We start from the raw sequence: 12,278 nt of genomic DNA, 5'->3' as shown, positions 1-12,278 counted from the left end.
TCCGTCGCTGGGTGTTACGTACTCGTGTGCTGTCGGGACCGCTGCTCGCGCAGCTTCCCGGCGAACTCCTCGGCCATCGCGAGCTGGTCGCGCAGGGTCCGGCACCGTGCGTCGATGGCCGCCTCGAAGGCGTCCAACCGCTCGACCAGGTCGGCGCGCTCCTCCGAGTCGGTCTCGGCCGACTGCAGCCGGTCGATGGCCGAGAGGAGTTCGCGGGTCTCCTCCAGGCTGAACTCCAGGGGTTTCATCCGCTTGATGAGGTTGAGCCGGTCCACGTCCGTGTCGGTGTAGAGCCGGAACCCGCCGCGGGAGCGGGCGGAGGGTTCGACCAGGCCGACCTCGCCGTAGTAGCGGATCGTGCGCAGGGACAGACCGGTGCGCTCGGCGACCTCACCGATCTGCATGTGGTCCGCTCCAACCATCGCGGTTCCCCTCTTCGTCAACTCTACTCTAACGTTAGGTTCGGTTAGGTGATGCCGATCACCGAATCCGCCACGTTAGCGCGCTCGTGCGCCGGTAGGGGGTTTCCGCGTGCCCACCGGCACGACAACGGCCGGAGGGGGCGTGGGCGTCCCTCCGGCCGTGTGCGGGTGCTGCGGAACTACAGTCGGGCCTTGATCAGTTCCTTGCAGCGTGCCGCGCGCTCGCGGTCCTGCTTCTGGACCTGCTCGAAGAACTCGACCAGCTCCTCGTCGCCCGAGTCCTTGGCGTCACGGATGTAGCGCTCGATCGTGTCGCCCTCCTGGAGCACGTGGTACAGCACGCTCACCATGTCGTAGTGCTCGTCGCGTGTGCGCAGCGCCTGTTCGGTGGAGTCGCCCATGTCCCCTCCCTGTGCGTCCGGCGGTCGTGGCCTGTCATTCGCTCGCCTGCCCTGACAGCGTGGGACGAAACGGCGGTGAGGGTAAATCCCCGCGTAGGCCCGTGCCCGCGGATGCCCGTGTCCCGCGTGTGCCCCGCGGACGCACGCCGACGCCACGCGCGGTCAGACGAACTTCGGGTAGAGCATCATGCCGCCGTCCACGAACACCGTCGAGCCGACGATGTACTCCGCCCGGTCCGAGGCCAGGAACGCCACCACCCCGGCGACGTCGGACACCGCGCCCCAGCGCCCCAGCGGGATCTCCTCCTCCACCGCCTCCCGCCGGCGCGGGTCGGCCAGCACGTCCTCGTTGATGGACGTCGCGATCGCCCCCGGTGCCACCGCCAGCACGCGGATGCCGTGCGGAGCGAGTTCGCGCGCGATGCTGCGCGTGAACATGCGCTGTCCGCCCTTGGAAGCGCAGTAGTGGGAGAACTCCTTCCAGGGGATCTCCTCGTGGACACTGCTGATGTTGATGATCGCGCCGCGCGAGCCGCGGTCCAGCATGGTCCGCGCCGCTTCCCTGGAGCACAGGAACGTGCCGGTGAGGTTGACGTCGATGACCTTGCGCCACCACTCCAGCTCCATGTCCACCAGCCGGAACGGGCGCTCGATGCCGGCGTTGTTGACCAGCAGGTCGAGGCCGTCGAACTCCTCGGCGGCCCGCGCGAACGCCCGCTGGACCTGGTCCTCTCGGGTGACGTCCATCCGCACGCTGACGGCCCTGCCGCCCGCGTCCCGGATCTCCTCGGCCATCGCGTCGGCGGTCGTCGAGTCGTCCAGGTGGTTGATCGCCACGGCGGCGCCGTGCGCCGCGAGCCGGTAGGCGATGCCCTGCCCGATCCCGGAGTCCGCGCCGGTCACCAGCGCCTTGCGGCCGTCCAGGAGCCGCTCCCCGGGCGGCTCGATCGTGAACGTGTCGGTCGTGGGCTCGCCGTTCACACCATCTCCCGATCCGGTGGCAGGGTACGAGAGCCTGTCTACCTCACGGACGCCCGGAGCGGCGGGACCACCACACCGTGTCCGGCGCGCGGCGCCTCATCGTCCGGGCCCGGAGAGGCTGACGAGGGACAGGAACTCCCGGCGCAGGTCCGCGTCCTTGCTCAGGGAGCCCAGCATCGCGGAGGTGCTCGTGGTCGACCCCGCGGCCTGGACCCCGCGCAGGGTCATGCACAGGTGCTCGGCCTCGATCACCACCCCGACGGCGTCGGCGCCGAGCTGCTCGGTGAGCAGCGCCGCGATCTGCTGCGTGAGCCTCTCCTGGACCTGGGGCCTCCGGGCGAAGTGTTCGACGACCCGGGCGAGCTTGGACAGACCGACGATGCGGGAGCCGGGGAGGTAGCCCACGTGGGCGATCCCGGTGAAGGGGAGGAAGTGGTGCTCGCAGACCGAGTGCACGGGGATGGCGCGGGCGATGACGAAGTCCGCGTACCCGTGCTCGTTGGGGAAGGTGGTGAGCTGGAAGGGCCGGGGCGCCAGGAGCTCGGCGTAGGCCCTGGCCATACGCCCCGGGGTCTGCTCCATGCCCTCCGGCGCCAGCGAGACGCCCAGGTGCCGGAGGAAGTCGCGTGCGGCCGACTCGGCGGCGTCCAGGTCCACCTCGGCGGCGTCCGGGCCCACCGGCCCCGGCCCGTGCTCTCCGCGCGGCGGTGGGCCGTGGACCGGGGCCAGGCCCCGAAGCGGTTCGGATGGCTGTTGTTCCGTGACTGTCACGTGTGCACCTCTGGATCAGCTGTCTGGGGCGGTGTCCCGGCGACCGGTGTCCCGCCGACCGGTGTCAGCCCGTCGCGCGGTCGGCCGCCCGCACGGTGTGGGAGAGCAGCAGCGCCGTGGTCACCGGTCCGACGCCGCCGGGCACCGGCGTGAGCGCGCCCGCGACGCCCTCGACCGCGTCCGCGTCGACATCGCCGGTCAGGCCGTCGTCCGTGGCGTTGGTGCCCACGTCGACGACCACGGCGCCCTCCCGGAGGTGGTCCGCGCCGATCAGGTGCGGCACACCCGTGGCGACGACCACGATGTCGGCGGTGCTGGTGCGGTCCCGCAGCTCCGCCGTCAGGGAGTGGCAGACCGTCACCGTCGCGTCCCGTTCCAACAGCAGCAGCGCCACCGGGGTGCCCACGACCAGGGAGCGGCCGACCATCGCGACGTCCCTGCCCGCCAGCTCGACGCCGTGGTGGTCGAGGAGCCGCACCACGGCCTCGGCCGTGGCCGGGGCGAAGCCGGGCAGCCCGGCCGCGCAGCGCCCCAGGCTCGCGGGGTTCGCCCCGTCGACGTCCTTGGCCGGGTCGATCTCCACCGCGAGCCCGGCCGGTGACAGACCCTCGGGCAACGGGGTCTGCAGGATGATGCCGTGCACCCGCGGGTCCCGGTTCAGGTCGCGCAGCGTGTCCCGGATGCGCGCTCGCGAAGCCGAGGGGCCGAGGTCGCGGACGTCGCAGTCGATTCCGACGGCCGCGGCCGCCTTGGCGATCGAGCGCACGTACCACAGGGCCGACCCGTCGTCCGTGGCCGTGACGACCACCAGGCGCGGCGGGGTGCCCGCCGCGGCCAGCGCGGCGGCCCGCTCGCGCGCGTCCCGCCGGATCCCCTCGGCCAGCGGCCTGCCCGTGAGCGCGGTGGTGGTCCGGGGCTCCGTGCTCGTGGCGGTCATACGGCGATCGCCTCCCGGACCGCGGCGGTGACCTTCTCCGCGCGCTCGACGACGGGATCGACGGCCCGGGCCGCCTCCCGGAACTCCTCCCGTGCCCGGGGGTCCCTGATACCGCCCAGGTTGATCTCGACGTTCACCCTGGCCGTCGTGGCGGCGGCGCGGGCGGCCTCGGCCGCCGCGGCCACGTCGGTGACGACGTTGCGGTTGCCGATCGGCAGGACGCGCTCGGCCAGGGCGACGGCCTCGGCGGCGGCCGCGATCACCGCGACGGGCGGCTCGCAGGCCTCCTGCAGGGCCGCGGCCATGGCGAGGGTGCGCTCCGCCTTCTCCTCGTCGGTGGCGCGGGGCAGGGCGTAGGCGTCGGTGACCGCGGAGAAGGCCGCCGCGTCCGCCTCCGCGAGCCGCAGGGACTCCGCCCACAGCCGGTCGGAGGCTGCCACGATCCGCGCGATCTCCTCGGCGTGCTCGGCGAAGCGCGCGCCGTCGCTGTAGCGGGCCACCATGCCGACCAGGGCGGCGGCCTGGGCCGCGTGCACGGCGGCGGTGGCTCCGCCTCCGGGGGCGGGCCTTCGGGCGGCGAGGTCGGTCAGGAAGGCGTCGAGTGTCCGGCCACGTATCACGTTGTCCGTCCTTGGGGGTCGAGTGGCTTGGGGCGGGCGGATCGGGGGGTCAGCGGAAGACGACGGTGCTGCGGCCGTACAGCAGGACGCGGTGCTGGCAGTGCCAGCGCACCGCCCGGGACAGCGCGAGCGCCTCCGCGTCGCGTCCCACGGTCGCCAGCGCCCGCGGGTCGAAGGAGTGGTCCACCCTCAGCACCTCCTGCTCGATGATCGGGCCCTCGTCGAGGTCGGGCGTGACGTAGTGCGCGGTCGCGCCGACGTACTTCACACCGCGGTCGTAGGCCTGGTGGTAGGGCTTGGCGCCCTTGAACCCCGGCAGGAAGGAGTGGTGGATGTTGATCACGCGGCCTTCGAGCTTGGCGCACAGGTCGTCCGAGAGCACCTGCATGTACCGCGCGAGCACGACGAGGTCGGCGCCGTACTCCTCGACGAGTTCGAGCAGGCGGGCCTCGGCGGCCGCCTTGGACGCCTCGGTCACCGGTACGTGGACGAAGTCCAGGCCGGCCGCCTCGGCCATCGGCCGCAGGTCCTCGTGGTTGGACACCACCCCGACGAGCTCCCCGTCGAGGTTGCCCGCGCGCCAGCGGAACAGCAGGTCGTTCAGGCAGTGGGCGGTCTTGGACACCATCACCAGAATGCGCGGCCGGCGCTCGTCCCACAGCTGGAAGTCCATGGCGAACTCCCGCGCCACGGAGTCGAACTCGCTCCTGAGCTCGTCGGTCCCGCGCTCGGACGCCGAGCACGCAAACGAGGTCCGCAGGAACAGCTGGCCGCGCACGTTGTCGTCGAACTGCTGGTGCTCGACGATGTCGCAGCCGCGGTCGACCAGGAACTCGGTCACCGCGTGGACGATGCCCGCCCGTTCCGGGCACCGCAGGGTGAGAGTGAAGTTGCGCGCCACGAGGGTCTCCTCAGCGTGAAGGGGGTGAGCGTTCTCGGTGCCGGCCGGGCGTGTGCGCCGGTCAGCACTCGACGACGTTGAGCGCGAGCCCGCCGCGGGCGGTCTCCTTGTACTTGTCCTTCATGTCGGCGCCGGTCTCCCGCATGGTCTTGATGGCCTTGTCGAGGGACACGTGGTGCGCGCCGTCGCCGCGCACCGACATCCGCGCCGCGGTGATGGCCTTGATGGCGGCGATCGCGTTGCGCTCGATGCAGGGGATCTGCACCAGGCCGCCCACCGGATCGCAGGTCAGGCCCAGGTTGTGCTCGATACCGATCTCGGCGGCGTTCTCCACCTGGGCGGGGGTGCCGCCGAGCACCTCGGCCAGGCCGGCCGCGGCCATGGAGCAGGCGGAGCCCACCTCGCCCTGGCACCCGACCTCCGCGCCGGAGATCGACGCGTTCTGCTTGAACAGCATGCCGATCGCGCCCGCGGTGAGCAGGAACCGCACGATGCCGTCGTCGTCGGCGCCGGGCACGAAGCGCTCGTAGTAGTACAGGACGGCGGGGATGATCCCCGCCGCGCCGTTGGTCGGCGCGGTCACGATCCGCCCGCCCGCCGCGTTCTCCTCGTTGACCGCGAGGGCGAACATCGTCACCCACTCCATGGCGCGCAGCGGGTCCCCGGTCTCGCCCGCGGCCTCCAGGTCCTCCCGCAGCGTCGCGGCGCGCCGCCGGACGCGCAGCCCGCCGGGCAGGACGCCCCCGGTCGTGGACCCGCGTTCGACGCACTCCCGCATCACGGACCAGATCTCCAGCAGCCGGTCCCTGGTCTCCCGGTCCGGGCGGCGGGACCGCTCGTTGGCCAGCATCACCGCGCTGAACGAGAGTCCGGCGCCGTCGGCGCGGGCCAGCAGCTCCTCGGCGGTGGCGAAGGGGTGCTCCACGGGCGTGGGGTCCTCGACCAGGGCCTTCGCCCCGGCGGCGTCCTCGTCCACGACGAACCCGCCGCCGACCGAGTAGTAGGTACGGACCGACACCGGGGACCCCGCGCGGTCGAACGCGTGGAAGACCATGCCGTTGCTGTGGAAGTCGAGCCGCTTGTTCCGGTGCAGCACGACGTCGTCGTCGACGGAGAACCCGATCACGCGCCCGCCGGCCAGCTCCAGCTTCCCGGTCGCCGCCACGTCGTCCACCATCGGCCGGGCCGCGACCGGGTCGACCGTGTCGGGCGCGTGCCCGGCCAGCCCCAGGACGACCGCCCGCACACTGCCGTGCCCGTGGCCGGTCGCACCGAGCGACCCGAACAGTTCGACCCGCACCGACGCCACCCGTGACGACGCCCCCTCGTCCCGCAGGGCGTCCGCGAACGACTTCGCCGCGCGCATCGGCCCGACGGTGTGCGAGCTCGACGGCCCGATCCCGACCTTGAACAGGTCGAGCACGCTGAGGCTCATGACAGGGCCGCCCGGTACTCGACGCAGGCGTCGCTCAGCCACGCGGCGAGGTACTCCGCGAAGGAGGAGCGCACCAGCAGGGTGAAGGCGCCGGACTCCGCGTCGTCGACGCGCAGGACGGCTCCGGCCCTGGCCACCAGGGTCTGCACGCAGGTTCCGGCCGGTGCCGCCGACGGGTGCAGGTCGATGGCGCAGCCGTGGGCGAGGACGTCCCGCGCGTGCGGGCCCGACAGCGCGATCGTCGTGCGCTGGGCCGAGGTGTCCACGACCGCGCCGCGCGCGGGGCGCAGTGCGGCGCGCAGGGCGTCCTCGACCGGGACCCGCCGGTCGGGTTCGGCCACCACGAGGTACTCGTCGGGCCCCAGCCACAGCACCTCGACGGCGCCGAAGGGGCCGCCGCCCCGGGTCGCCGTGCACGGGTCGGCCGGGAACGCGACGCCCAGTGCCTCGCCCATCCTGGCCACGGCGACCGGGTCGGAGGCGCGCACGGTGAGCTGGGTCAGGAACGGCCGCTCGGCGGCCGTCAGCGCGGGGGCGAGGTCGGCGAGTCGGTCCGTCCACGCCGCCAGGGGGCTGGTCCGGACGCTGGTGTCAGCCCTCACGACGGGCTCCTTCCTTGTCGTAGAGCACTGACTCGGTCACGGTGATCGGTACGAGGCCGTCCCCGACGGGGACGTAGAGCCGCTCGCCGACGCGCTCGCGGCCCGAGCGCACCACCGCGAGCGCGAACGTGCGGTCCAGGGCGGCACTGCGGTAGCTGGAGGTAACGTGGCCGAGCATCCGGACCGGCGGCTCGGGCAGCTCGTCGGTGTCGACCACCTGCGCGCCCTCCGGCAGCCGCACGTCCCTGTCCAGCGGCAGCAGCCCGACGAGCTGCTTGCGGTCGGGGCGGTTGTTCTCCGCCCGGGCGAAGGACCGCCTGCCGAGGAAGTCGGCCTTCTTCTTCGACACCGCCCACGACATCCCCAAGTCCTGGGGTGTGACCGTGGCGTCGGTGTCCTGGCCCACGATCGGGTAGCCCTTCTCGGCCCGCAGCACGTGCATGGTCTCGGTGCCGTACGGCGTGATCCCGTACCGCTCGCCCGCCGCCATGAGCGCCTCCCACACGGCCGGGCCGTGCCAGGCGGTCACGTTGATCTCGTAGGCCAGCTCACCGGAGAAGCTGATCCGGCACACCCGGGCCGTGACCCCCGGTCCCACGTCCAGGACGGTGTCCCGCCAGGCCATGAACTCGAAGGCCTCGTTGCTCACGTCCAGGCCGGGCGCGAGCGCGGCGAGCACGTCGCGCGAGCGCGGTCCCACCAGCGGGAGCGTGGCCCAGTGCTCGGTGACCGAGGCGGCGTACACGTCCAGGTCGGGCCACTCCGTCTGGAGCCACTCCTCCATCCAGTCCAGGACCATCGCGGCGTTGCCGGTCGTCGTGGTCACCAGGAAGCGGTCCTCGGCCAGCCGGATGACGGTGCCGTCGTCGATGACCATGCCGTCGACGCCGCACATGAGCCCGTAGCGGATCTTCCCGACCCTCAGGCCGCTCATCTTGTTCGTGTAGAGCATGTCGAGGAAGCGCCCCGCGTCCCGGCCCTGGACGTCGATCTTGCCCAGCGTCGAGCCGTCCATCAGGGCGACCCCCTCACGGGCGGCGCGGCACTCCCGCAGCACGGCGATGTCCATGTCCTCGCCAGGCAGGGGGAAGTACCAGGGCCGCTTCCACTGGCCCACGTCCTCGAAGAGCGCGCCGCGCGCGACGTGCCAGGGGTGCACGGAGGTCACCCGCACCGGGTCGTGCAGCACGCCGCGGTCGCGTCCGGCCAGCGCGGCGAACGACACCGGGGTGTAGGGCGGCCGGAACGTGGTGGGCCGCTGGTCGGAGAGTTCGACCCCCAGCGCCTCGGCGACGATCCCCGCGGCGATCATCCCCGAGGTCTTGCCCTGGTCGTGCGCGGTGCCGATGGTCGTGTACCGCTTCACGTGCTCCAGTGAGCTCAGCCCCGCGCCGGTGGCGCGCAGGACGTCGGAGACCGTCGCGTCGCGCTGCAGGTCGACGAAGCGGGTGTCCGGTGCGTCCTCCTCGGGTTCGCCGCCCGGGACGCGCAACAGCACCAGGCCGGGCTGCTCCTCGGCCCGCGAGTCCGAGGCCGGCAGGACGACCTCGTCGGGGCGGGCGCCCGTGGCGAGCGCGGCCCCGCAGCCGGCCTCCCAGCCCTGGCGCAGGCACGCCGCCAGGTCGAGGGCACCGGTCGCCGATCCGGCCACCCGCACGGTCGGCAGCTCCTCGCCGGGCACGTAGGCGCCCAGGCCGGCGTCGTAGCGCAGGGTGCCGCCCGCCTGGCTGAACAGGTGCACGACGGGGTTCCAGCCGCCGGAGACGAGCAGGGTGTCGCAGGCGACGGTCTCCACGGTCCCGTCGGAGCCCTCGACCGGTGCGACGCGCACCCCGCTGACCCGGTCCCCGCCCTCGGTTCCGGTGACGACGTGGCCGGTGCGCACCTCGATCTCGCGGGCGTAGCACCGCGCCCGCAGCAGCCGGGGCGCGGTGGGCCTGGCGTCGACGACCATCGCCACGTCCATCCCGGCGTTGGCGAGGTCGAGCGCGGCGACGTAGGCGCTGTCGTTGGTGGCGAGGACGACCGCCCGCGAGCCGGGCAGGACGCCGTAGCGGTGCAGGTAGGTGCGTGCGGAGCCGGCGAGCATGATGCCCGGGCGGTCGTTGTCGGCGAAGACGACGGGCCGCTCGTGGGCGCCGGTGGCCAGGACGGTCTGCGCGGCCCTGATCCGCCAGACCCGCTGGCGGGCCGCGTCGGCGGGCGCGTCGAAGCCGAGGTGGTCGGTGCGGCGCTGCAGGGCCAGGACGAACCCGTCCTGGTAGACGCCGAACGCCGTGGTGCGCTCCAGGACCAGCACCCCGGGGGTGCTACGCAGCTCGGCCACGGTGTCGTCGACCCAGTCGGCCCAGGGCCGCTCGTTCAGGTACTCCCGGGTGCCCAGCAGTGAGCCGCCGGCCCGGCTCTGCTCGTCGACCACGACGACGCGGGCGCCGCTGCGGGCGGCGGTGAGCGCGGCCACCAGGCCCGCGGGGCCGGTCCCGACGACCAGGACGTCGCAGTGCACGTGCTTGGCGTCGTAGCGGGCCGGGTCCGGCTCGGTCGCCAGCCGGCCCTGCCCGGGCAGGCCGTGGGCGACGAGGCCGTCGTAGAGCTCCACGGTGGTCGCGGTCAGCATCGGCTCCGGGAAGGGCCGCTCGATCTGCACCAGCGACGTCGGGTCCTCCGACCCCGCCGCCACGATGCCGCGCGGTCGGCCGAACTTGATGCTGGTGCCGATCCGGTGCTCGCCGTTGGCCAGCAGCGCGGAGGCCAGGGTGTCGCCGGGGTGCCCGGTCATCGACCGGCCGTCGAAGGTGAACCGCAGCTCGGTGTCCCTGTCGATACGGCCGCCGGCGGGCAGGCGGAAGGTCGCGCTCACGAGACCACCTCGTCCCTCTCACTGACTTCGGGCATCGGCTCGCCGACGCGGTACACGGACAGCAGTTCGTAGGTCCTGGTGTCGCGGACGGCGTTGAACCACCGGCGGCAGCCCGCGCTGTGGCTCCACCGCTCCGCGAAGGGCCCGCACGGGTTGTCGCGGAAGAACACGAACCGTGCCCACTCCTGGTCGGTCAGCGCACGGGGGTCCTCGGGGTAGGCCACGTGCGCCTGGCCGCCGTAGTGGAACTCGGCTTCCTCGCGGGGCCCGCACCACGGGCAGGGGATGAGTTGCATGGCTGGATCCTCGCTCTCAGTGCGCGACGGCGGCGGCGCCGTGCTCGTCGACGAGCGCGCCGGTGGTGAAGCGTTCGAGGGTGAACGGCTCGTTGAACCGGTGCGGCTTGTCGTGGGCGATGGTGTGCGCGAAGCAGTCACCGACGCCGGGGGTGGCCTTGAAGCCGCCGGTGCCCCATCCGCAGTTGAGGTAGAGGCCCTCGACCGGGGTGAGCCCGACGATGGGGGAGGCGTCCGGGCTCACGTCGACGATCCCCGCCCACGTGCGCAGCAGGTGGGCCCTGGCGAAGATCGGGAACAGCTCCAGCGCGGCCGACATCTGCCGTTCGATGATGTGGAACGATCCCCGCTGCCCGTAGCCGTTGTAGCTGTCGATGCCGGCGCCCATGACGAGTTCGCCCTTGTGCGCCTGGGAGACGTAGACGTGCACCGCGTTGGACATCACCACGGTGGGGTGCACGGGTTCGAGCAGCTCCGAGACCAGCGCCTGGAGCGGGTGCGAGGTGAGGGGGAGCCGGAGGCCGGCCATCTCAGCGAGCACCGAACTGTGCCCGGCCGCGCACAGCGCGACCCGGCCCGCGGCGATGCGCCCGCGCGTGGTCCGCACGGCGGTGACCCGGTCGCCGGTCGTCTCGATGCCGGTGACCTCGCAGTTCTGGATGAGGTCGACGCCCATCTCGTGCGCGGCCCTGGCATAGCCCCAGGCCACGTAGTCGTGCTTGGCGATGCCGGCCCGCGGCTGGAACGTGGCCCCCATGACGGGGTAGCGCACGTCCGGCGAGACGTTGACGATCGGGCAGACCTCCTTGACGCCCTCCGGGTCCAGCCATTCGGCGTCGACGCCGTTGAGCCGGTTGGCGTTGACCCGGCGCACGCTGTCGCGCACGTCCTGGAGGCTGTGCGCGAGGTTGAGCACGCCGCGCTGGTCGAACAGGATCGGGTAGCCGAGGTCCTCCTCCAGCCCCTCCCACAGCTTCAGGGAGTGCTCGTAGATGCCGGAGCTCTCGTCCCACAAATAGTTGGAGCGGATGATCGTGGTGTTGCGGGCCATGTTGCCGCCGGCCAGCCACCCCTTCTCCAGGACCGCCACGTTCGTGATGCCGTGCACCTTGGCGAGGTAGTAGGCGGTGGCGAGGCCGTGCCCGCCGCCCCCGACGATCACGACGTCGTAGGCGGACTTCGGCTCCGGGTCCTTCCACAGGAAGTCGGGGTGGTCGGGCAGGTGTGCGCCTGGTGGACGGGCCGGGGACGGGTCGGTCATCGCGATGCCTCCAGCGGAAGTGGGGGTGGACGCCATTTAATCGACGACTGATATATCAGCTTTCGTTGTACTGTAGGTCACATGGGAACACAGGTCAATGAGTCATCTTCGGGAACTTCGCTCGCCGACCAGGCCTACGCCGAGATCCGCGACCGCCTGGTCATGCTGGACATCAAGCCGGGCGACCCCATCAACGAGGACCGGCTCAGCAGCGAACTCGGCATGGGGCGCACCCCGATCCGCGAGGCGCTGAAGCGCCTCGCGCGCGACCGCATGGTCATCGCCTACCCCCGCCGCGGTACCTTCGCCACCGACGTGCACATCGCCGACCTGGCGCACATCTCCGAGGTGCGGCGCACCCTGGAGCCGCTGGCCGCCTCGTCGGCGGCCGAGCGGGCCACCACCGCCGACCGCGCCGCGCTCGCCGAGCTGCGCTCACGCCTGGAGAACGAGCGCGGCGAGGACAACACCGAACTGCTCCGCGCCGACGTCAGCGTGCACCGCGCGATCTACCGGTGCGTGTACAACCCGTTCCTCCAGGACACCCTGATCACCTACGACGACCTGGCCACCCGGATCTGGTGCGTCTTCATCCCCCGGCTCTCGGGCGTGACCGGCCACGTGGAGGAGCACATCCCGCTGCTGACCGCCATCATCGAGGGCGACGCGGACAAGGCCGCCGAGCTCGCCCTGGAGCACGTCGCCGGGTTCGAGCGGGCGATCCGCTCCCTGATCTGAGCACCGGTCCGCCCGTGTCCCGGGCCGGGTGCGGCGGAGGCGCCCCGCTCCTC

At 72.5% G+C, this 12,278-nt stretch carries 13 protein-coding genes; 1 reads left to right on the top strand and 12 read right to left on the bottom strand.

What is annotated here, in order from left to right:
* Positions 1 to 14: 14 nt before the first annotated feature.
* From HNR10_RS02675 to HNR10_RS02620, 12 genes are all read right to left on the bottom strand, one after another.
* A complete protein-coding gene (locus tag HNR10_RS02675) occupies positions 15 to 422 on the bottom strand; it encodes a MerR family transcriptional regulator (RefSeq protein WP_179820577.1) in 408 nt (135 codons plus the stop codon).
* Positions 423 to 601: 179 nt separating this feature from the next.
* Complete coding sequence (locus tag HNR10_RS02670; protein ID WP_179820575.1) at positions 602 to 823, bottom strand: hypothetical protein; 222 nt, start codon at positions 821 to 823, stop codon at positions 602 to 604.
* Between the two features lie 162 nt (positions 824 to 985).
* The gene (locus tag HNR10_RS02665; RefSeq protein ID WP_179820573.1) at positions 986 to 1,804 is read right to left on the bottom strand and encodes a glucose 1-dehydrogenase; all 819 of its coding nucleotides are present in this window, start codon (positions 1,802 to 1,804) and stop codon (positions 986 to 988) included.
* 96 nt (positions 1,805 to 1,900) lie between these two features.
* Positions 1,901 to 2,575 carry a GTP cyclohydrolase I FolE gene (gene folE / locus HNR10_RS02660; RefSeq protein WP_312889070.1) on the bottom strand — a complete coding sequence of 225 codons (675 nt, stop codon included), beginning with the start codon at positions 2,573 to 2,575 and terminating at the stop codon, positions 1,901 to 1,903.
* Positions 2,576 to 2,639: 64 nt separating this feature from the next.
* Positions 2,640 to 3,512: a bifunctional 5,10-methylenetetrahydrofolate dehydrogenase/5,10-methenyltetrahydrofolate cyclohydrolase gene (locus HNR10_RS02655; RefSeq protein WP_179820572.1), complete on the bottom strand. Its 873-nt coding sequence runs from the start codon at positions 3,510 to 3,512 to the stop codon at positions 2,640 to 2,642.
* Positions 3,509 to 4,132 carry a cyclodeaminase/cyclohydrolase family protein gene (locus HNR10_RS02650; RefSeq protein WP_312889069.1) on the bottom strand — a complete coding sequence of 208 codons (624 nt, stop codon included), beginning with the start codon at positions 4,130 to 4,132 and terminating at the stop codon, positions 3,509 to 3,511. The genes HNR10_RS02655 and HNR10_RS02650 overlap by 4 nt, the downstream gene beginning before the upstream one ends.
* A 49-nt stretch (positions 4,133 to 4,181) precedes the next feature.
* Positions 4,182 to 5,033: a formyltetrahydrofolate deformylase gene (gene purU / locus HNR10_RS02645; RefSeq protein ID WP_179820570.1), complete on the bottom strand. Its 852-nt coding sequence runs from the start codon at positions 5,031 to 5,033 to the stop codon at positions 4,182 to 4,184.
* 61 nt (positions 5,034 to 5,094) lie between these two features.
* Positions 5,095 to 6,468 (bottom strand): L-serine ammonia-lyase, encoded by a 1,374-nt coding sequence (locus tag HNR10_RS02640; RefSeq protein ID WP_179829483.1) that lies wholly within the window; start codon positions 6,466 to 6,468, stop codon positions 5,095 to 5,097.
* A complete protein-coding gene (locus HNR10_RS02635) occupies positions 6,465 to 7,070 on the bottom strand; it encodes a sarcosine oxidase subunit gamma (protein ID WP_179820569.1) in 606 nt (201 codons plus the stop codon). The genes HNR10_RS02640 and HNR10_RS02635 overlap by 4 nt, the downstream gene beginning before the upstream one ends.
* Entirely contained in the window at positions 7,060 to 9,930 is a 2,871-nt protein-coding gene (locus tag HNR10_RS02630) for a 2Fe-2S iron-sulfur cluster-binding protein (RefSeq protein WP_179820567.1), read from the bottom strand. Before HNR10_RS02630 ends, HNR10_RS02635 begins: the two co-directional genes overlap by 11 nt.
* A complete protein-coding gene (locus tag HNR10_RS02625) occupies positions 9,927 to 10,226 on the bottom strand; it encodes a sarcosine oxidase subunit delta (RefSeq protein WP_179820566.1) in 300 nt (99 codons plus the stop codon). The genes HNR10_RS02630 and HNR10_RS02625 overlap by 4 nt, the downstream gene beginning before the upstream one ends.
* Before the next feature lie 16 nt (positions 10,227 to 10,242).
* Positions 10,243 to 11,487 carry a sarcosine oxidase subunit beta family protein gene (locus tag HNR10_RS02620; RefSeq protein WP_179820564.1) on the bottom strand — a complete coding sequence of 415 codons (1,245 nt, stop codon included), beginning with the start codon at positions 11,485 to 11,487 and terminating at the stop codon, positions 10,243 to 10,245.
* Between the two features lie 81 nt (positions 11,488 to 11,568).
* Between HNR10_RS02620 and HNR10_RS02615 the strand changes: the two genes are divergently transcribed.
* Positions 11,569 to 12,225, top strand: coding sequence for a GntR family transcriptional regulator (locus HNR10_RS02615; protein WP_179820563.1), 657 nt, complete (start codon positions 11,569 to 11,571; stop codon positions 12,223 to 12,225).
* The last annotated feature ends 53 nt before the right edge of the window (positions 12,226 to 12,278 follow it).

Source organism: Nocardiopsis aegyptia (assembly GCF_013410755.1).
Taxonomy (GTDB): Bacteria; Actinomycetota; Actinomycetes; order Streptosporangiales; family Streptosporangiaceae; genus Nocardiopsis; species Nocardiopsis aegyptia.
Note: the sequence above shows the minus strand (reverse complement) of the source record. Positions and strands in the feature narration are given on the sequence as shown.

Coding starts and splice junctions, on each gene's coding strand:
- HNR10_RS02640 (WP_179829483.1), bottom strand. CDS start 6,468: ATGAGCCTCAGCGTGCTCGACCTGTTCAAGGTCGGGATCGGGCCGTCG.
- HNR10_RS02675 (WP_179820577.1), bottom strand. CDS start 422: ATGGTTGGAGCGGACCACATGCAGATCGGTGAGGTCGCCGAGCGCACC.
- HNR10_RS02625 (WP_179820566.1), bottom strand. CDS start 10,226: ATGCAACTCATCCCCTGCCCGTGGTGCGGGCCCCGCGAGGAAGCCGAG.
- HNR10_RS02620 (WP_179820564.1), bottom strand. CDS start 11,487: ATGACCGACCCGTCCCCGGCCCGTCCACCAGGCGCACACCTGCCCGAC.
- HNR10_RS02655 (WP_179820572.1), bottom strand. CDS start 3,512: ATGACCGCCACGAGCACGGAGCCCCGGACCACCACCGCGCTCACGGGC.
- HNR10_RS02670 (WP_179820575.1), bottom strand. CDS start 823: ATGGGCGACTCCACCGAACAGGCGCTGCGCACACGCGACGAGCACTAC.
- HNR10_RS02615 (WP_179820563.1), top strand. CDS start 11,569: ATGGGAACACAGGTCAATGAGTCATCTTCGGGAACTTCGCTCGCCGAC.